We start from the raw sequence: 19,241 nt of genomic DNA, 5'->3' as shown, positions 1-19,241 counted from the left end.
CTTATATATATGTTATATTTTTAATTTACTTATCCTACCATTCTAAAGTAGAAGTAATACTTTTTAGGGACATTGTGTGACAATATCAATTTTAGGTGCTGGCGCATGGGGTACAGCAATTGCAACTTCACTAAGTGATAAGCAAGATGTAATTCTATGGACCCGCAATAAAGATACATTTGAGTCAATTAATAGAACAAAAGAAAGTGACAAATTACCGGGTTGTTACATTTCTGACAATGTGTCAATAAAGTCTACTATCGAAGAAACAATTAACGCTTCAGCAATGATCCTCGCTGTTCCCACCCAGTCTTTGAGGCAGGTATGTCAGCAATTATATGATTGTAATTTGAAAAAAGATGCAGCGATAATTTTAGCCTGTAAAGGAATAGAAAAGTCTACATTAAAACTACCCAGCGAAGTAGTAAATGAAATTTTGCCTAACAACCCTGTTGCTATTTTTTCAGGTCCCAGTTTTGCCATGGAAGTCGCAAAAAAATTACCATATTCAATGGTTCTTGCATGTAAAGATGACACACTAGGTTCAAAGCTAATATCAGAACTACAGCAGGAAAATATTAAATTGTACTATAGTAGCGATGTTATAGGAATACAGATTTGTGCAGCATTAAAGAATGTTTTTGCTATAGCATGTGGAATTATTTTGGGTAAAAAACTCGGATGTAATGCTCACGCAGCATTGATAACAAAGAGTATGAATGAAATAAAGGTTTTGTATCTAGCAAAAATCGACAACAGTAATATAGATATGGGTACGTTACTTGGACCGGCATGTCTGGGTGATCTAGTTATGACATGCACATCCTTGAAGTCGAGAAATCTGTCCTTTGGGTTTAAAATAGGTAGTAGTAATAACAGTGTTAATGTTCAGCAAATTTTGTTAGAAGGTAAGTCGGCAATTGAAGGCTTTAGTACTACTCAATCTGCATTTTATTTAGCAGAAAAGCTAAAAATAAAAATGTCTATATGCGAAGCGGTCTATAAGTTATTGTATGAAAGTGCCTGCATAGAGGATACTATTTCTGTTTTTATGAACTAATCTTGTACTTTGGTGTATTGTGAAATTTTTATATAAATTAATATCAACATGGTGGCTGTCTGGCACAGTAAAAAAAATGCCGGGTAATGTAGGCAGTTTAGCTTCTTATCCAATTGTTCCTGTAATATTAAGTAATAGAATTTTAGGTGTAGCAATTATTCTACTCTTATTCTTGATTGGGTTATGGTCCATAGGTAATTACATAAAACATTACCAGACCTCACATGATCCAAAAGAGGTAGTGATTGATGAAGTAGTTGGCCAATTACTGACAATATTTTTAATTTCGGTATTGCTAAGCCAAAAAATGAATTGCCCTTTACTGCTGTTATGCTTTTTTTCTTTTAGGTTCTTTGATATAATAAAAACGTGGCCTATAAATCTGATCGACAAAAATATCAAAGGTCCTCTAGGCGTTATGCTAGATGATATTATAGCTGCAGTTTTAGCCTGTGTTTTTATAGGGGCCTTTTATTGTTCATTATCTGTCTATGCAGGATAAGAAAATTTGTTATTCAAGCTTGATTACTCAAAATTTAAAGGATTACATACTTTACACAGCGAATTTATCTCAGTGGGAAGTTCACGATGAATTTGATAACATCACATTCACAATAAATGGTACCAGAGAGTCATTATTCAATTTTGTGTTTTGTGAAGATCGATGTACCGAACTTTCTGTGCAAAACACTCTAAATTACCTAAGAAAAAGGAACATAGAAGCAACATGGGTAATGAATTCGTATACGAAGACAAAGGATATTTTAGAAAAATGCGGGATAAAACACGTTAGCACACCAAAAAAAGCTTTATTTAACATGAAAAATTACTTTTTACCTGCTGATACTGTTCCAAATTTAAGGTTGAATGCTGTAAATAGCAGCAATCTCTTAAAACAGTTAGATCTATGTACTTCTAAGATTTTTCATCATAACGTTGGAATTGTCAGCACATTTTTTCGCGGATTACCAAGTTGTGATGATAAAAACTCAGGATTAAGATTCTTTCTTGTAACACTAAACAATGAAATCATCGGAACATGCGGCTTTTATACTCAAGACGGCATAGCTGGTTTTTATAGTGATGGAGTTTTACCAACTCATAGAAATCGTGGAATAGGTACCCAAATGGTTTTAGAAAGGGTCAAAATAGTTCAGCAGCTTAAGTGCAAATATGTAGTAGCACATTGTATGGAACCTTCCGTCAATCTTTATAAAAGATTGGGTTTTCAGATATTAGGCAATCTTTACTTGTATACTTCTTCAGCGTGACTTTATACATACCCTTACTGAGCAGTTACAAATTTTTATATCTGTTTTAAAAGTGTTATGTTTTTTTTGTACGAAGTAGTTTTATTATTAATTTTAATATTATTCTTTCTCTCTTATTTTAAGTTGAAAGTAGATAATAAAATTAAAAGTTTACAACATCAAAATATCATAATAAATAATTTAATTGATACTGTGGACGATGGGTTTTATATTTGGGACGCAACAAAACGTATAGAAAAATTTTCCCCCAACTTACTGATTTTGCTCAATACTGTTTTTTACTCATTTAATGAGTTTGTAAATTTTTTTGAGCAATCAGAAAGCTTAATTAAAAATTTTACTGAGGCAAAAAAGATAAATAAATCTTTTACTCTGGATTTAAAGTCAAAAGACTGTGAAGTTTACTGTACATGCTATGGTAGAAGCATAATAGACGACTCTAATAAAGTGATTGGTGTGCTGTTATGGGTAAGAAACATCTCAGACTATAAGATAAAAGCTAACGAACTTGAGTTAGAAAATAATAAGCTTAAACAAAAAATAGAGAACTACAGGAATACTTTCAATTCTCTGCCATTTCCAATACTTAAATATAATGAAAATAAAAAGGTAAAGTTTTGTAACTTGTTTTATGATAAATATATAAATAGCTCCCAGAGGTTAGCTGCCGCTAGTAGTCCCTACAGCGCAAAATCAGGAAAACATATGATAACTTACAAAAACGAACGCAAAGTTTTTGATTTTATTAAAATCCCAATACAAAACTCTGGTGGCACGGTAGTGTATGGAAAAGATGTTAGTGATGCAGAGGAGTTACGTGCTAGGTTAGCTAGTTATTTAGCTGCACAGAAAAACTTACTTGAGGAGTTACCAATTGCTATTACGATATACAGTAAGAATCAAAAACTAAAGTTTTATAATAATGCTTTCGTAAAAACCTTTCAATGTGACACAAAGTTTCTAGCATCTAATCCAACTTATTACGAAGTCATGCTTTACCTGTTCGAATCCAAAAAGCTTTTAGAAGAAAAGGATTTTCAAACGATTAATAATCAAAGGCATGAACTATTTAAAAAACTACTTGGGCCATATAATGACACGATCCATCTCTCAAATGGAAAAGTATTCAGAATATTGACAATACCCTATGCTTCGGAAGGCTTACTCTTTTCCTACGAGGAATGCAAAAGGTAACACTCAAACTCCTTCTCTCTCTACCATGAGCTGCTTTATTTTTACTATTGCTCTTGCTGGATTAAGCCCTTTAGGACAGGTTTTTGTACAGTTCATTATTGTATGGCAACGATATAACTTAAATGGGTCATTTAGTGCTCCAAGTCTTTCACTCGTTTTATTATCACGGCTATCAACGATCCACCTGTAAGCCTGTAACAGTATTGCCGGCCCTAAAAATTTATCACTGTTCCACCAATAGTTTGGGCAGCCAGTTGAACAGCAAGCACATAATATACAATCAGAAAGACCATCCAGTTTTTTTCTATCTTCAGGAGATTGTGAATATTCTTTATCCGGCAGATCAGGCTTATCTGCTTGTAACCAAGGATTAATTGATCTATATTGCTCATAAAATTGACTCAGGTCTGGAACTAAGTCTTTTATTACATACATATGAGGTAATGGATATATTTTTACGTCACCTTTCACATCGTGTATAGATTTAGTACATGCAAGGGTGTTAGTCCCATCAATATTCATAGCACAAGATCCACATATTCCTTCTCTGCAGGAACGTCTGAAAGTTAAGGTCGAATCTATTTCATCCTTTATTTTTATCAATGCGTCGAGCACCATGGAACCACAATTATCCATATCAATGGAAAATATGTCTATTCTAGGACTTTTCTTGTCATCAGCAGACCAACGGTAAATTTGAAATCTTTTAATATTTTTTGCCTTAGCAGGAGCAGGATAAACTTTGCCCTTTTTATTAATTTTAGAATTCTTTGGCAGAAAAAACTGAAACATATCGCTTATCTTGTATCGTCTATAGCTGAAACCTTTCTACTTTGTAGATAACATATTTTGGTATCCTCTACTATACTTTTGTTAAATTCCTTTTAAATTGCGCACATATTGTAGCTAAGCAAAGCTAAAATCTTTCTTTCTAGATTTTTCATTATAATTTCCTCATCTCCTTTTTGGTGATCATAACCAAGTAAATGCAGCAATCCATGTACTAACATATGTGCAACGTGAGCTGGAATGGGTACATGGTACTCAATCGACTCTTTTTGTATTGTGTCTATTGAAATCGCTATGTCTCCTAAGTCGCATTCATTAGACAATTGCTCACACTGAAATGATAGTACATTAGTTGGTCTATTCATTTTTCTAAATTTTAAGTTAAGTTGATGTAGCAAATTATCATCAGCCAGAGCCACTGAGATGCTTAGTTTATAGTGGTCTATTTTTAATTCATTCAGAGAAGCATTTATAATATTTAATACAAAGGCCTCTGGATCCTCTGTAATACAGTACCACCTCTCATCAAGAATATTTACTTCTAACATAAGCAACAATTCATATGAGTTATACAGTTTAGTGTCGTTTCAGTTCTTGTTACTGGAATCCAAAAAAGAAGAACTACAGACATCATTAGCCAATTGAAATGGCAAGTGTTACACATCGCTCATTCTTATTATTTCATTCCATTCGGCCTCTGAGACTGGAGAAATTGATAAACGTGGTTGTTTTAGTATGGCCATATTTTTTAAAAGTGGATTTTGCTTTATATCATTTAACATCACTTGATTATTTAAAGGTTTGAAAAACCTCACATCTACCAATCCAAATTTGTGATCGCTAACGTGATAATATTCTTTAAAGACCTCAACTATTCCAAATACCGCTTTTTCTTTACCTGTATGATAAAAAAACGCAAAATCACCTAATTTCATAGCTTTCATATAATTTTGAGCTTGATAGTTACACACACCATCCCACTTAACTATCTTGTCCTTTCTTATTTCTTGCCATGAATATTCACCTGGCTCTGACTTAAGCAGCCAAAATTGCATTATTTTTTTCTTCTTAAATAAGCTGGTATATCATAAATATTGCTGTTCCATTTAACCCCTTCATTTACTTGTTCAGCTGGTTTTGTTTCTGGAAGTGGGATTTGGCTGTAAGACCACTTGAATTTTTCTTCCTCTGAAGTCTCGCTTTGATTTGCAGACGAAGTTTCTAATTTATTGTCATGGCTAACGCTACCATCAATACCAGTTGCAAGAACAGAAACTCTAACTCTTCCTTCCATCGCTTGATCAAAGGTAGCACCAAATATTATATTAGCATTTTCATCTACTTCTTCACGCACTCTATTTGCTGCAGCATCAACTTCAAACAGAGTCATATCTCCACCACCTGTGATGTTGATCAATATTCCTTGCGCGCCTTTCATTGACACGTTATCAAGCAATGGATTGGATATTGCAGCTTCTGCAGCACTAATTGCCCTATCTTCTCCCTCTGCCTCTCCAGTACCAATCATTGCTTTACCCATTTCGCTCATTACTGTTTCTATATCAGCAAAATCAAGATTAATGAGCCCTGGCATGACCATTAAGTCAGTCACCCCTCTAATACCAATATGCAGGACATTATCAGCAAGCTTAAACGCATCAGAGAATGTAGTTTTTTCATTGGCAATTCTAAATAAGTTTTGGTTTGGGATGACAATAAGAGTGTCTACGTATTTTTGCAGTTCTTCAAGCCCAAGCTCTGCGATGCGCATACGGCGCACACCTTCAAAGCCAAATGGTTTGGTTACAACTCCAACAGTTAATATCTTTTTTTCTTTTGACCCTTTATCTTTAACTCCTGCTCTTGCTTCTCTAGCTGCTTTTGCAACTACTGGCGCTGCCCCTGTCCCAGTCCCACCACCCATTCCTGCTGTGATGAAAAGCATATGACTATCTTTTATATGCTCCATAATTTCATCAATTGATTCTTCTGCTGCACCTTTACCAATATCAGGCAAAGCACCTGCACCAAGCCCCTTAGTTAAATTAATACCTAGCTGAATTTTTTTATCACATAACGACTTTTCTAGTGCTTGAGCATCGGTATTTGCTACAACAAAATTCACTCCTTGCAAATTGGATTGGATCATATTGTTCACAGCATTTCCACCAGCACCTCCCACCCCCACAACTGTAATCCTTGGGTGTAATATAGGTAGCTCTGGCAGACTAAGATCAATGGACATTTAAATTACTTAAATTTAGCGAATTCACTTGATAATAAGTTACTGCTTTTTTAGCAATATGCAAATATTTTTCATTTTTATAGAAATAAATAGTAAATAAGATTTACTTATTCTTAACATTTATACTAATGAGCACCGGTCATTACTAGACTCTTAGATAATATTATTTGATCGATACAAAAGATAGAAAGCTTAATGAAAAGGGGTAGAAGCCTACCCCTTTACTCTGTTGAAATTGCTTTACTATGCTTTTGCCTGTTGTTCTGACACCAACCCAATCACTTTTGCAATTTTACCCAAGATCGTTGATGGATCTTTATCCGTTTTAATTTCAGGCTCACCTTGATCATCTTTTTCACAAACCTCGAGCACCTTCTGCTTTACCTTATCAACTTGGCTTGCTTTACTATAGTTCATATACGCAAGAGCTACAATAGTTCCCACTATCGCAGCAGCTAGCAGATCAGTAAATACCGGGCTAGTAATCGCAGGTGCATATAGCTCCTTACCTCCCTCTATCATGCCGGCATGAGCTGATTCTGCTGTCTTATTAACAAAACTGCATAAGCTCGATCTAGAAAATAAGCAGCTGTAGGCAAAGTTACTGCTGCAATTGCTATAAAAGCAGCGGTTGTTTTGTACGGATGGTTACATACATATTGACAGTTTGCATTAACAATTCCCTTAGTTGTGTTCCTCAATCCTTCATCAGAGTCATTGTATCCCCTTCCCCAAGCTTTCATCAATGAATCGTTTTTTAAAAAACTTACCGCCATAATTCTATTTCTAAATAGAAATTTAGAAAAAAATATTGAATTGTATTGTGGTTGTAGAATACGGTAAAGAGAAATCACCTGTCAAGCAAATAATCTATTAATATGCTCTTATTCTGTAATTGAGTGTTTCAACAATGTGTGCTCTTTTTATCTCTTCACTTTTACAAGACTTGCAATGGTTCTTATAATCCTTAATATGTGTGTGTAACCTTGATTAGAAATGTAATTTTCCTTTAGCCATACTTTAGCAATTCTAAGCCTGCTTAATCTGGCTTAGTGAATTTATTCAATGCTTCACCACTTACATCTGAATTACAACTAATACTTAATTCGCTGTAACGCTCAGCTTGAATTTTTCTTGCTGCTATTACTCTTTCTCTTATACTGCTAGTGCTTTCTCCTTCTGAATGGATTTTAGGAAAAAGTACGTTGACGGTTAGCACCTTAATGCATATATCTATTCTATCGAGCAATGGCCCTGATATTTTGTTCATATAATCTGTACCACATCGTGGTTTTTTGCATGATCTACTCGCTTCTCCCAAGTAATCACACCTGCAGGGGTTCATTGCAGCAATTAGTTGAAAATGTGCTGGGTAAGTAATGTAGGCTTTAGCCCTTAAAATAATAACTTTTCTATCTTTAAGTGGTTGGCATAGAGAATCAAGCACGAGTCTTGAAAATTCTGGCAATTTGTCAAGGAATAACACTCAATTATGAGCCATAGTGATGTCTCCAGTTTGCATTTTTCCCTCATCCTATTATTGCTTGCATAGAGCATGAATGATGAGGTTCACGCAAGGGACAAGTTACTTTGAATATCTTATTACCAGCCCGTGTTATGTTGGAAATAATATTTACATCAATTATCTATTGTTCAGTTAAATCAAGCAGTAGCCCTATAAATCGTTTAACAAACATCGACTTTCTAGTGCCGGGAAAGCCAATTAAGAAGTATATTGTGTTCACTTGCTGCTGCAATTTCAGCTGCTCTTTTCACAACAACTTGGCCTTTGATGTCCTTTATATCCAGAACTGATCTTTTCTCCTTTGGTTTATTAAAAATTACCAGCTCAATTTACTGCTAGTCTTTAAAATATCCGATGATATCGGTTAATTTTTTTATAGCCAGAACCGAAACATTTTTACCCATGGAACCTCTACTCCATTTCACCTTTGAGAAATAACTCCTTTGTTCTTCCGTTTTATATCAATTACTGCTGGCAAAACTCCTGAAACTGATATAATCCTGCTATCAAGGGCAAGCTCACCTATAATTATATAAGACTCAACTTTGTCAATTGGTATAATATTCATTACAGCAAGCTGTCCCATAATAATAGCCAAATTATAATACTGTCTTCTTTCAGCAAGTCCGCAGGGGAAAGATTAACAGTGATTCTTTTAGGAAGTAGTAGTAAAATTAATTGAATTTAAAGCTGCTCTGATGCGTTCCTTCGATTCCGCAACAGTTTTATCTGGCAATTCAACAATATTAAAAGCAGGAACACCATTTGCCATGTGAATTTGTGCATTAGCATTTACTATGTTAACTCCCTGAAGTGCAGCAGTATTTATGTTTGCAATCATAATATATTCTATAAAATAATTTATAGAATATATTAATGAAGTGATGAAATAAAGATTATGTATTGTGAAGATAATTACAGCTAACAAATTGAGGATCACATGTGAACAGCCAAACTCACTTACTGAATTGTTTCCCTTGGACGAATTCTTTTATTCTTCCTATGTTTGGGCTGTTGTTTTTAATCTCTAAATGCTACTATAAACATTAAAAATTATTCATGCATAATTTATAAATTAGCCTACATTAAAAATTATAACGCACTCCTACTTTTAGAACTGCATCTGGTATTTTTATCGGTGGTTTAAAGCTACTCAGTTGCCCACCCATGGTAACACCAACTGCACCAACTATCTGGGAGTAATCTCATAATCAACACCTACCTTCAGTTTATAGGAAATAGAACCTAGTATTTTTTCCACTAAACCAGAAGTATCTGCACCATGAATACCTGAAGTTTCACTTATAGCCCCGCCTGTATCACCTCCGCCAAAGTCAAAAGAAGGCAGTATTTGGACATACCCACCTAAACCTTCATTTACATATAGTTTAACAAGACCGATATCGAGGTCAGGATAAAAACGATAGTTTGCCAATAAGCTTGCTCTTATTACCCTACCTGCACTAGCGATGTTACTAATATTACTGAGAACCTCAAGTTCAAATTTAGAGTTTTTGTCATGATGATAACCAAAAACAGTACTAGGTTTTATTATAAAGCCACCACCCCATCCAGCACCCGAAGTTTAAACCTGCATAGTCCATATCTCCTAAATCAGCAACTACGTTACCAGCTGCGCCTGCTAGAGATGAAGTGATCAACACATCTAAAGAGCACAATCTCTCCATTTTCATATAACTCCTCATACAAAAAAATATATATAATGCATAAGTATATATCCTTTATATTAAAAAGAATATAATTATATCTCAAAAAAAGCATGACCACAAAGTCAAAGATGTGCTACTCAGATTTTTTATATAACTATATTTACTATCTTATTTGGCACAGCATATATAGTGCGAATCTTACTTTGATCGATCTTACTGGATACAGAGTCCATTGCTATTTTCTTCAATTTTTCTTGAGATAAATTAATTTCCACTTCAACCGTTGTACGCAATTTCCCATTGATCTGTACTGCTACAGTCACCATATCATTAACTAATAATGAATCGATAGCTCTTGGCCAAGGCTGCAGATATAACATACCTTCACCCCCAATTTCTTGCCATAGGCTTTCAGCCAGATGTGGTATGAATGGTTCGATTACTCTGATCAGTATACATATACCTTCACCAATAAGAGATTTTCCACTTTTTACATCTATTTCAGCTATTAAATTCGTCATTTCGCGGAATTTTGCCACTGTACAGTTTAACCTGCAGCTTTCCAAGTCATCTGTAAGCCCATGTAAGAGTTTATGTATTTTTTTTCTGTACTCTAAAAATTCACCCGTAACACCCTCGTTATCATAATGCACATTCACAGGCTTAAGCTGCATTACCATACGCCACAATTTATTTATATAGCGAAAACAGCCCTCCACACCATCATCAGACCACTCCATATCCTTCTCCGGAGGAGTGTCAGACAGAACTAATAAACGAGCAGTATCAGCGCCGTACTTTTCTATGATAAAGTCTGGATCAACTGTATTCTTTTTCGATTTGCTCATTTTCTCGACTTTCCCAATTTGGACAGTAGCACCTTGTTCTATTAATCCTCTTGCTTCTTCAGGAAACAGCCATTTTCCATTCTCATCTTTGTAAGTCACATGGCAGACCATTCCTTGAGTGACTAAAGTAGAGAAAGGTTCTTGAATACCAAAATAGCCACATTTGGTCAAAGCACGACAGAAAAATCGTGAGTAAAGCAGGTGCAAGACTGCATGTTCTATTCCACCTATATAATAATCCACAGGCATAAAACGATTACATGCATCTTTATTGATAGATTTATTCTCACTACAAAATGCAGCAAAATACCATGAAGACTCAAAAAAGGTATCGAATGTATCAGTTTCACGCTCTGCTTGCTTTCCGCATTTTGGGCAATCAACAAATTTCCAAGTTGGATGTTTATCAAGCGGATTGCCACCGCTTGTAAATTCCACATCTGTTGGTAGAACTACGGGAAGGTCTTTCTCTGGCACTGGAACAGTACCACAATCTTTACAATATGTGATAGGTATAGGACATCCCCAGTAACGTTGTCTTGAAACCCCCCAATCGTGCAAACGATAATTTATCGTTCTTTTACCTATTCCTCTTTCTTCAAGCTTTTTAATAATTACTTCCTTTGCTTCACTAACTGTTAACCCGTTTAAGAATTCAGAGTTAAACATTACTCCGTCGCCAGTGTAGGCTTCATTTAAATACTCTATGGTTTGTGCGACTTCTTTGCAAACCACAGGAATAATCGGCAAGCCATACTTCTGCGCAAACTCAAAATCGCGCTGATCATGTGCAGGGCACCCAAAAATTGCACCTTCTCCGTATTCCATCAATATAAAATTTGCTACATAAAGCGGCAATTCTTTACCAAGAAATGGGTGTTTGACTTTCAATCCGGTATAAATTCCAATTTTTTCATCATTCTCCCCCTTCGTCTTTATGCCATTGATAAAGCTCTGTGTTTCTTTGCTCTTGAGGTCACATACAATAGGGTGTTCTGCTGCTACTGCACAAAAAGAAGCTCCAAACAAAGTATGGGGATAAGTTGTAAAAACCTTTAATTTCTTATTTAGACCAACTATTTCAAACTCTATGGTGACCCCTTCGGATTTTCCTATCCAACGCTCTTGCATTATTTTGACTTTTTCTGGCCAATTTTTTAAATCTTGCAAAGACTTGAGTAAATCTTCAGTGAAATCAGTAATCTTTAAAAACCATTGCGATAACTTACGTTTTTCAACAACTGCACCGGACCGCCATCCTTTTCCATCAACTACTTGTTCATTTGCAAGCACTGTTTGGTCTACTGGATCCCAGTTAACCCACGACTCTTTTCGATAGGCAAGCCCATGCTTAAAAAAATCCAGGAAAAATTTTTGCTCGTATTTGTAATATTCAGGATCACATGTAGAGAGTTCACGCTCCCAGTTATAAGAAAGACCTATAGATTTCAGCTGCGCACGCATATTATCTATATTCCTTTTTGTCCACGTTGCAGGGTTAATATTGTTATCTCTTGCTGCATTTTCAGCCGGTAATCCAAACGCGTCCCAACCAATAGGATGCAAAACCTCAAATCCACGAGCTCTCTTGTAACGTGCTATCACATCTCCTATTACATAATTGCGCAGATGCCCCATATGAATCCTGCCAGATGGATATGGAAACATTTCTAACACGTAACATTTTTCTTGTTCACCATCTTTTTTTATAGAAAAATCCCACTTGTCTTGGTGGAATTTTTCAACATTTTTAAAATTATATTTCATATAAATTCAAATTTAATCACAGTTCATATGCACCAAAGGATCGACTACTTGGCCATTATGTCGTATTGTGAAGCACATCTGCGGGTCTTTATCTTGTATGCTTGACTTACCCGCGGATCCAATTACTTGACCTTGCCTTACTTTATCACCAATTTCAACGTGTATGTTCTTTAAATAGGAGTATACAGTCATATAATTATCTTTATGTTCCACTATAATCAAATTCCCATACCATCTAAGCCCCTTACCTACGTATATAACTTTACCAGATGCAGAAGCAACCACATTTGTTCCGCCTTGAGCAGCGATTTTTACTCCATCTTTACATTCTTCATCAGAAGAGGTAGTTGAAATAACAGTACCTTTTATTGGCATTATGAATTTACAATTTACCTTATTAGTTTCTGCATCTTGAATATTGTTGTTATATACCTTACCTATAGTGGCTTTTCTACTTTCTTTTCGCACTAAAGGATCAACATCTTCTCTAATTAAATGGTATTCCCTCATATACTCTAGGTCTCTTTTTCCGTAAAATTCTTCACCTTTAAGTAGCACAGGTGCAGATCTTTGCAGACCACAGCTTATCAGTATTGTTGACAATATAAAGAACAAGGCTGTATGCCACATAAATTTATTTAGCAATTTAGACTATATTAAATAGCATACTTTTTAGGTAGTAAGACCTTTTTGTTGGCACTGACCTTATACTTCACCTTCATAGATTGAGCTATATAAGCAAGAACGAGAAAAGCAAACAAGACACTTTGAGACAGAGTATTACCACACACATTAACCTGCCTAGCCTACCAGAGATCCACCAAAAGGATTTATTTCTGGCTTAATGAGCAATGAAAAAATTATAGACTATAACTCAGTTCACAAGAGTGAAGACAAAGGTGTAGAGATATAGCAAAATAAAAAAGACCAAAAGTGAGGGAACAGATGACATTACTGCATCCTTATCTCTCCCTTCGTGAGTTAAGTATAACCGGTCCTGCTAAGCAATACCATGCAACAAACCTCGCTATAACATTAAGTATTAGGAAGATACAAATTCATACGGTTGTGTTAACAGTACTGAATTCTGCAACATTTAACCACAAGTTAAATATCAACATCATGCACATTGAGTGCATTGTTATCGATAAAATCACGTCGTGGCTCAACTATATCACCCATTAGTACAGAAAATATGCTATCTGCTTCCTCACAATCTTCTATTTCAACTTTTAGCAAAGTCCTAGTTTCTGGATTGAGCGTAGTTTCCCAAAGCTGATCAGCATTCATTTCGCCAAGACCCTTAAATCTTTGTAGAGTTAAACCTTTTTTACCATAGTCCATTACTATTTTTGCAAGAGCACTTGGAGATTTTATTTTTATTGCAGTTTCTTGTGACTTTAAAAATGAATCACCATTAAATAGGTCGATTATATCATCAAGAGAACTCAATATATTTCGTATTTCTTTGCTTTCAAGCATGCTAAGCGGAAATATATATTTGTCTGCTAATCCTTGAAATAGCTTGGAGATATGAACTTCTCTTTCTTCATCTTTTATTTCTACTTCCCAGTTATATTCGCTATACATTAACTTTAAATATTTCAATATTTCATCAGCAGACAATAGGACATTCTTTTTACTTAAAATTAGCAGTGACTCTAAAAGATTTTGTGGTATTTCTCTGTCATAATTTTTGCTAATATTGGAAATGCTGACACATTTACTCAAGATAAGGCGTAGATCACTCGATTCTACAGCTGTACTACTTAATGTTAGTTTTTTTACTGCTGAGTCTACTATATACTCTTCAAGAGTTTCATCATCTTTAATATATGTATCTTTAGCATTCTTTGTAACTTTATAAAGAGGCGGTTGTGCTATATATAAATATCCTCTTTCAACTACCTCACGCATATACCGAAAGAAAAATGTTAAGAGCAGGGTTCTGATGTGTGAACCATCAACATCAGCATCTGTCATAATAATGATTTTATGATATCTAGTTTTATCAATATCAAAATGTCCATTTCCTATTCCAGCACCGATTGCCGTAACCAAGGAGCCAATCTCTGCAGATGAAAAAATACGATCCAGTCCTGCACGTTCTACGTTCAAAATCTTTCCCTTCAAGGCAAGCACTGCTTGTATCTTTCGGTTACGGCCCTGTTTTGCAGAACCACCTGCAGAATTACCCTCTACTATGAACAATTCCGATAACTCAGGAACCTTCTCCTGACAATCAGCAAGTTTTCCAGGTAGAATTGCAATACCAATGCTATTTTTACTTTTAACTAACTCGCGCGCTTTTCTCGCAGCTTCTCTTCCTTTAGCTGACCTGATTACTCTTTCCACTATGCTTGCTGCCAATTTAGGATCGGTTTCAAGTATTGTACTTAATTTATCAGAAACGATACTCTCTACAGCTGTGCGCGCTTCAGAACTGACTAGCTTGTCTTTTGTTTGTGAAGAAAACTTAGGATCAGGCATATTAAGAGATAAAACACAAGTCAAACCTTCTCTGACATCTTCTCCAATCAAATTCACTTTTGCTTTTTTTAAAAACCCTTCGTTGGTTGCATAGTTATTGATACACCTTGTTAAAGCAGATCTAAATCCTGCCAAGTGTGTACCACCATCCCGTTGTCTTATATTATTTGTAAAGCAAAACATATTCTCGTAGTAGGAATCATTCCATTCCATTGATATTTCTAAGCTGATGCCAAGATCTTTTACCTCACCTCTCATGCTGGCAATTTTGGTAACATTTATCTTATTTTTATCTAAGTACCGTACAAAATTTGCTGTGCCAAAATTATCTTCAGACTGTTTGCTATCGTTAAAATGAGACTCTACATGTGGTTTGTTACGTAAATCACGCAAAGTGATCTTGATATTTGAATTTAAAAATGCTAATTCTCTGATGCGACTCTCAAGAGTCGAGTAACTAAAATCAATTCTACTAAAAGTCTTTGTTGATGGCATGAACGTTACTCTAGTTCCTCTCTTGTTAGTGTTTTCATTTACTACCTTTAAGGATTCAATGGATTGACCATCTTCAAAGCGCATAAAGTATTCCTTCTTATTGCGCCAAATAGTCAGTTCTAACCAACTTGATAATGCATTCACAACTGAGACTCCAACACCATGTAATCCACCGGAAACCTTATAGGTATTGCTGTCAAATTTACCTCCTGCATGTAGTTGGGTCATTATCACCTCTGCTGCTGATATTCCTTCTTCTTTATGGATATCAGTTGGAATACCACGGCCATTGTCAGCTACAGATACTGAGCCATCTTCATTTATGCTAATTTCAATTTTATCACAATATCCAGCTAAAGACTCATCTATCGCATTGTCAACAACTTCATACACCATATGGTGCAAGCCAGACCCATCATCAGTATCACCAATGTACATACCTGGACGTTTTCTTACAGCGTCAAGACCTCGTAAGATTTTTATTGCTTCAGCGTTATAGTTACTTTTCATGGATTGCTTTATTTATAAATGTTTACCAATATTACATTAGTATATGCTGATTAGCAACATTTCTAAATTGAAAGGAGAATCTTTGGTCGTGGTATATAGGTATAAAATGCGCCAACTTATCTATTCTATATAATGATAATACCCACTTTCACGTATTATTTCTATACATATGCCTAAATTGAAACAATTATACAAAACCCTGCTTTTTATTTCAGGATAAATGACTACAATGAAATGTAGTTTATCTAGTCATTTCATTTGAGTTTCCCAATTCAACATAGGATAGGTTGCTCATATATTCTTCTAATACTTCTTTCTTCTTATCACCGTCCAACCTGCTGCTGAATTCCTGACACTTTTTCTCAAGAGCTAGGTTATACAGATACAATATACTTTATTGTTGTAGGTGATGGCTCCGGTAACTTATTACAAACTCTTTCTTGCTCTTTCCTAGAGAAATTGTTGAAGTTTTCCTTAGCCATTTCGGGAAATCTTTGAGTGATTGTTTCCTTTATCATTTTACTGGCTTCCTTTTCATCTAGTGTGATAACCACTAATGGATGCAAACCAGATAAAGACTCAAACAGTTTATTATATGTTCCACCAGTACAACCTTTGACTTTTGTTATCATAAGTTGATGCTGCATCTATAAAACTTCTTATAAACATATCTTTTCTGTTTTTTATATTCTTATCACTTAAAGGAACTGTTTGGTTTTCTGTTCCCGTATTTTAATCATTGCAAGCCTTCCAACATAAAATGGCTGCTTGCTTTAGCGTTAATTTACTATAACTGTCTTTAAAACTATCTCCTATTGCCCTATTGATAAACTTCTAACATTCAAGTGCTTGAGATTTTTCATCTTCTTTAAATTCACTTGACTGTTTAATGCACCCTTCAATGTCAGCTGTATTGCCTACATTTAGCTGTGTACAGAATGCCCCTTTACTTAGTTCCCCCTTACATTTCTCTATGAGGTTATCAACACTTAAATTTATACTAAAAACTGCACTTGGATCGTGAGTAGTTTGTGCAATAAAAGGGAGAACATCAACTAAACCGTAAATGAAAGGCTGCATTTCTTCCTCTGGAGCTTCTCGCATTAAGTTAAAAAGCTGCCATATTTCTCCAATGAGTTCCCGGTTTGCAGCCATAAGAATAATGCAGGCAATGTTAAAAGTACACAGGAAATAATAATGCATACGCTTAAAACAGCTTTTAGTATTACCTTAACGATATTTTTTAGCCAGGCCGATAATTTTGTTTAATTTTCTCCTAGTTTAAAAAAATAATCTACTAACCGTGAATACAAAACGAATTCTATAAGAAGAAAAAGTGGGAAGGTCATACTTGTTAGTAAAATTGTGTCAATAAATTCTTTAATTTTACCAGTACTGTTATAAGCATTTTGTGTTCTTTCTATCATAGCATGTGCTCTATCCACGCTATTTTTTTGTTGATCATTATTTTCGCCTAACATATTACACACACCATTTTAATATTGGCATATTATGTCATAAAAAATATTACAATAAGAAATTTGCGAACTACTATACCTCTCTGTAATTTACTGTATTTGTAGCTGTTTTATAAAAAACCTTATGCTTTTTGCATCGAAGGTATCACCTCTGTACTTTTTACTTAATTGAAAGTGTGACCTATTTTTTTTGCAGCAATTTCTCGAATACCCTTCCATAATAAAATATACTACTAGTGCTAGACCAATGGTTATAACAATTAGCGTAACTAACACTGCCAATTGTACTTTTATCTCTAAACTTGTTTTTGCTTTGTTCTCTTTTAGAAACTGAGCAATACTTTTATTGTTTTGCTGCGTAGCAAGATCTAAAGGAGTAAGTCCTTTTTCATTTTTTATATGAACGTTTGCTCCTTGTTTTAAAAGAAGCTTCGTTTTTTCTATATCACCTCCTTTTACTGCATGAAGTAGGCGGCTTTCACCATCTATCTTACTCTCAATACCTACTTAATATGATCTTAATACTTCAATGGCTTTTTCATTTCGACTATTGAGCGCAATATCCAAAGCGTCCATTCCATCTTTATTTTTGTGGTTGATAAAGCCTTCTAACTTATCTCTACCAAAGCTTTCTATACATTGTTCAATGATGAGTTTCACTACTTTCCCAGAGCAATTATTGGCAGCAGAAAAAAGTACTGTATTGTTATTATTGTCTTTCTTTTTTGCGTCTGCTTTAAATTCGTCTATCAAATACTTGATAACCTCTATTCTGCTGTCATTTTCTGCTTCAGTGCACTGTCTAGAAGCTAAAAATAAAGCTGTTCGCTCATCACTATCTGTATCTTAAATATTTTGCCTCTTACCAATTAAGGTTTGTATTATATTTTTATTACCATACAAAGCAACAAAGAGAATAGGGGTATGTCCTTAGTACTTTCTCTTTCATTAATCAACACACCATGGATAGCTAATAGTTCTATAAACTCCGGCGTACTTGCAAAAACTGCAAGGTGCATTGGTGTTAAATCATCTTTGCCGTGATTTTTAGTTTTTGCATTAACATTTGCTCCACTTTTTATCAGCAATTTTGCTATTTCTAACTATTTACGTCCGATGGCAATATGCAACGGTGTGCGATTGCGCTCATAATTATAATTGGCGTTTGCACCGTACTTTATTAGCAGTTCTACAACTTGGATATTACCCTTGCAAATTACAACATATAAAGGGTATGTCCATTCTCATTATGTGCATCAAGGTTTGTTTTTACATCAACCAAATTTTTAATTAATCCTTCAATTATCTCTAATTGAGCAGTTTTATCTAGTTTTACCTATTCTTCCTTTTCTTCTCTGATATCAGAGAGCAAATTCGACATTCAATAAGAATCCCTAAGTTTTCCTAAACTTAGCTTTATTTTTTGTGTTCCTATTCTAAGAGAATACTCTTCTACTTCTCCTGTCATACGAAATTACGAACATGTCAATTTATACATTATTAAGGATTATTATTAAGTTTTTATTAATATCATGTTAATAAAAGTTAAAACTTTAGTCAAATATAAAGTGGGCTTCTTGCATAACTTAGAAAAAGGCAAATAGTTATTACTTTAAATACTAGCGTTTTCTGTAACGTCACGTGCTCTTAAATTGCTTTAGCTACAAACATTAAGAAATTAACTAAATGAGAAAAAAGGCAAAAGAAACCCCAAGTAGCGAGCTTTGACCTTCTAACACTTTAAATTAGCGCTGTAATAATGCTGTGATGCTTAGTTTAAGCACAATTTGACTAAATGTAGAAAAAATTTAAAAGACACGCAGCCGCAATAATTTGATGTAATCCACTAAAAAATATCTTAAGTTTCCTACTAAATTTTGTTATTGAACCTGAGTAGGT

22 protein-coding genes and 2 pseudogenes are annotated in these 19,241 nt (G+C 34.7%); 4 read left to right on the top strand and 20 right to left on the bottom strand.

Annotated features, from left to right (window positions below; all coding sequences use genetic code 11):
* The first annotated feature begins 76 nt into the window (after nt 1-76).
* The 4 genes from QUS22_RS03700 to QUS22_RS03685 are packed head-to-tail and all read left to right on the top strand — an operon-like array spanning nt 77 to nt 3,525.
* Nucleotides 77-1,060: an NAD(P)H-dependent glycerol-3-phosphate dehydrogenase gene (locus tag QUS22_RS03700; protein ID WP_289513650.1), complete on the top strand. Its 984-nt coding sequence runs from the start codon at nt 77-79 to the stop codon at nt 1,058-1,060.
* A gap of 19 nt (nt 1,061-1,079) precedes the next feature.
* Nucleotides 1,080-1,562, top strand: coding sequence for a phosphatidylglycerophosphatase A family protein (locus QUS22_RS03695; RefSeq protein ID WP_289513649.1), 483 nt, complete (start codon nt 1,080-1,082; stop codon nt 1,560-1,562).
* Complete coding sequence (locus QUS22_RS03690) at nt 1,552-2,331, top strand: GNAT family N-acetyltransferase (RefSeq protein ID WP_289513648.1); 780 nt, start codon at nt 1,552-1,554, stop codon at nt 2,329-2,331. Before QUS22_RS03695 ends, QUS22_RS03690 begins: the two co-directional genes overlap by 11 nt.
* A 57-nt stretch (nt 2,332-2,388) precedes the next feature.
* A complete protein-coding gene (locus tag QUS22_RS03685) occupies nt 2,389-3,525 on the top strand; it encodes a hypothetical protein (protein ID WP_289513647.1) in 1,137 nt (378 codons plus the stop codon).
* A gap of 3 nt (nt 3,526-3,528) precedes the next feature.
* On the opposite strand, the gene QUS22_RS03680 is transcribed toward QUS22_RS03685, so the two are convergent.
* From QUS22_RS03680 to QUS22_RS03590, 20 genes and pseudogenes are all read right to left on the bottom strand, one after another.
* Nucleotides 3,529-4,317, bottom strand: coding sequence for a succinate dehydrogenase iron-sulfur subunit (locus QUS22_RS03680; RefSeq protein WP_289513646.1), 789 nt, complete (start codon nt 4,315-4,317; stop codon nt 3,529-3,531).
* A gap of 92 nt (nt 4,318-4,409) precedes the next feature.
* A complete protein-coding gene (gene ybeY, locus QUS22_RS03675; protein ID WP_289513645.1) occupies nt 4,410-4,862 on the bottom strand; it encodes an rRNA maturation RNase YbeY in 453 nt (150 codons plus the stop codon).
* A gap of 108 nt (nt 4,863-4,970) precedes the next feature.
* Complete coding sequence (locus QUS22_RS03670) at nt 4,971-5,369, bottom strand: EVE domain-containing protein (protein ID WP_289513644.1); 399 nt, start codon at nt 5,367-5,369, stop codon at nt 4,971-4,973.
* Nucleotides 5,369-6,559 (bottom strand): cell division protein FtsZ, encoded by a 1,191-nt coding sequence (gene ftsZ, locus QUS22_RS03665; RefSeq protein WP_289513643.1) that lies wholly within the window; start codon nt 6,557-6,559, stop codon nt 5,369-5,371. The genes QUS22_RS03670 and ftsZ overlap by 1 nt, the downstream gene beginning before the upstream one ends.
* Before the next feature lie 243 nt (nt 6,560-6,802).
* Nucleotides 6,803-7,081: a hypothetical protein gene (locus QUS22_RS03660; RefSeq protein ID WP_289513642.1), complete on the bottom strand. Its 279-nt coding sequence runs from the start codon at nt 7,079-7,081 to the stop codon at nt 6,803-6,805.
* The gene (locus QUS22_RS03655) at nt 7,078-7,335 is read right to left on the bottom strand and encodes a hypothetical protein (protein WP_289513641.1); all 258 of its coding nucleotides are present in this window, start codon (nt 7,333-7,335) and stop codon (nt 7,078-7,080) included. The genes QUS22_RS03660 and QUS22_RS03655 overlap by 4 nt, the downstream gene beginning before the upstream one ends.
* Nucleotides 7,336-7,598: 263 nt before the next feature.
* Nucleotides 7,599-8,006 (bottom strand): ATP-binding protein, encoded by a 408-nt coding sequence (locus QUS22_RS03650; RefSeq protein WP_289513640.1) that lies wholly within the window; start codon nt 8,004-8,006, stop codon nt 7,599-7,601.
* 257 nt (nt 8,007-8,263) lie between these two features.
* Nucleotides 8,264-8,335, bottom strand: coding sequence for a hypothetical protein (locus QUS22_RS03645; protein ID WP_289513726.1), 72 nt, complete (start codon nt 8,333-8,335; stop codon nt 8,264-8,266).
* A 170-nt stretch (nt 8,336-8,505) separates the two neighbouring features.
* Nucleotides 8,506-8,856: pseudogene (locus QUS22_RS03640) on the bottom strand (magnesium chelatase domain-containing protein).
* A 313-nt stretch (nt 8,857-9,169) separates the two neighbouring features.
* A pseudogene (locus QUS22_RS05630) lies at nt 9,170-9,778 on the bottom strand (hypothetical protein).
* Between the two features lie 122 nt (nt 9,779-9,900).
* Nucleotides 9,901-12,369, bottom strand: a complete 2,469-nt coding sequence (gene leuS, locus QUS22_RS03630) for a leucine--tRNA ligase (RefSeq protein WP_289513639.1) — start codon at nt 12,367-12,369, stop codon at nt 9,901-9,903.
* Nucleotides 12,370-12,381: 12 nt separating this feature from the next.
* Nucleotides 12,382-12,999 carry a murein hydrolase activator EnvC family protein gene (locus tag QUS22_RS03625; RefSeq protein ID WP_289513638.1) on the bottom strand — a complete coding sequence of 206 codons (618 nt, stop codon included), beginning with the start codon at nt 12,997-12,999 and terminating at the stop codon, nt 12,382-12,384.
* A gap of 477 nt (nt 13,000-13,476) precedes the next feature.
* Nucleotides 13,477-15,864 (bottom strand): DNA topoisomerase (ATP-hydrolyzing) subunit B, encoded by a 2,388-nt coding sequence (gene gyrB / locus QUS22_RS03620; protein WP_289513637.1) that lies wholly within the window; start codon nt 15,862-15,864, stop codon nt 13,477-13,479.
* Nucleotides 15,865-16,238: 374 nt separating this feature from the next.
* Nucleotides 16,239-16,511 (bottom strand): hypothetical protein, encoded by a 273-nt coding sequence (locus QUS22_RS03615; RefSeq protein ID WP_289513636.1) that lies wholly within the window; start codon nt 16,509-16,511, stop codon nt 16,239-16,241.
* 187 nt (nt 16,512-16,698) lie between these two features.
* Nucleotides 16,699-17,067 (bottom strand): hypothetical protein, encoded by a 369-nt coding sequence (locus QUS22_RS03610; protein ID WP_289513635.1) that lies wholly within the window; start codon nt 17,065-17,067, stop codon nt 16,699-16,701.
* 62 nt (nt 17,068-17,129) lie between these two features.
* A complete protein-coding gene (locus tag QUS22_RS03605; protein ID WP_289513634.1) occupies nt 17,130-17,345 on the bottom strand; it encodes a hypothetical protein in 216 nt (71 codons plus the stop codon).
* A gap of 87 nt (nt 17,346-17,432) precedes the next feature.
* The gene (locus QUS22_RS05520) at nt 17,433-17,786 is read right to left on the bottom strand and encodes an ankyrin repeat domain-containing protein (protein WP_353477733.1); all 354 of its coding nucleotides are present in this window, start codon (nt 17,784-17,786) and stop codon (nt 17,433-17,435) included.
* A 63-nt stretch (nt 17,787-17,849) separates the two neighbouring features.
* Nucleotides 17,850-18,095, bottom strand: a complete 246-nt coding sequence (locus QUS22_RS03600; RefSeq protein ID WP_289513633.1) for an ankyrin repeat domain-containing protein — start codon at nt 18,093-18,095, stop codon at nt 17,850-17,852.
* 128 nt (nt 18,096-18,223) lie between these two features.
* Nucleotides 18,224-18,430, bottom strand: a complete 207-nt coding sequence (locus QUS22_RS03595; RefSeq protein WP_289513632.1) for a hypothetical protein — start codon at nt 18,428-18,430, stop codon at nt 18,224-18,226.
* Between the two features lie 15 nt (nt 18,431-18,445).
* Nucleotides 18,446-18,523: a hypothetical protein gene (locus QUS22_RS03590; RefSeq protein WP_353477732.1), complete on the bottom strand. Its 78-nt coding sequence runs from the start codon at nt 18,521-18,523 to the stop codon at nt 18,446-18,448.
* Nucleotides 18,524-19,241: the final 718 nt, after the last annotated feature.

Source organism: Wolbachia pipientis, assembly GCF_030373985.1.
Lineage (GTDB): Bacteria > Pseudomonadota > Alphaproteobacteria > Rickettsiales > Anaplasmataceae > Wolbachia > Wolbachia pipientis_D.
Note: the sequence above shows the minus strand (reverse complement) of the source record. Positions and strands in the feature narration are given on the sequence as shown.

Excerpts from the sequence above, each read along its gene's own strand:
- QUS22_RS03690 (WP_289513648.1), top strand. The coding sequence starts at position 1,552 with ATGCAGGATAAGAAAATTTGTTATTCAAGCTTGATTACTCAAAATTTA.
- QUS22_RS03685 (WP_289513647.1), top strand. The coding sequence starts at position 2,389 with ATGTTTTTTTTGTACGAAGTAGTTTTATTATTAATTTTAATATTATTC.
- QUS22_RS03680 (WP_289513646.1), bottom strand. The coding sequence starts at position 4,317 with ATGTTTCAGTTTTTTCTGCCAAAGAATTCTAAAATTAATAAAAAGGGC.
- ybeY (WP_289513645.1), bottom strand. The coding sequence starts at position 4,862 with ATGTTAGAAGTAAATATTCTTGATGAGAGGTGGTACTGTATTACAGAG.
- QUS22_RS03670 (WP_289513644.1), bottom strand. The coding sequence starts at position 5,369 with ATGCAATTTTGGCTGCTTAAGTCAGAGCCAGGTGAATATTCATGGCAA.
- ftsZ (WP_289513643.1), bottom strand. The coding sequence starts at position 6,559 with ATGTCCATTGATCTTAGTCTGCCAGAGCTACCTATATTACACCCAAGG.
- QUS22_RS03660 (WP_289513642.1), bottom strand. The coding sequence starts at position 7,081 with ATGATAGAGGGAGGTAAGGAGCTATATGCACCTGCGATTACTAGCCCG.
- QUS22_RS03655 (WP_289513641.1), bottom strand. The coding sequence starts at position 7,335 with ATGGCGGTAAGTTTTTTAAAAAACGATTCATTGATGAAAGCTTGGGGA.
- leuS (WP_289513639.1), bottom strand. The coding sequence starts at position 12,369 with ATGAAATATAATTTTAAAAATGTTGAAAAATTCCACCAAGACAAGTGG.
- QUS22_RS03625 (WP_289513638.1), bottom strand. The coding sequence starts at position 12,999 with ATGTGGCATACAGCCTTGTTCTTTATATTGTCAACAATACTGATAAGC.
- gyrB (WP_289513637.1), bottom strand. The coding sequence starts at position 15,864 with ATGAAAAGTAACTATAACGCTGAAGCAATAAAAATCTTACGAGGTCTT.
- QUS22_RS03615 (WP_289513636.1), bottom strand. The coding sequence starts at position 16,511 with ATGCAGCATCAACTTATGATAACAAAAGTCAAAGGTTGTACTGGTGGA.
- QUS22_RS03610 (WP_289513635.1), bottom strand. The coding sequence starts at position 17,067 with ATGCATTATTATTTCCTGTGTACTTTTAACATTGCCTGCATTATTCTT.
- QUS22_RS03605 (WP_289513634.1), bottom strand. The coding sequence starts at position 17,345 with ATGTTAGGCGAAAATAATGATCAACAAAAAAATAGCGTGGATAGAGCA.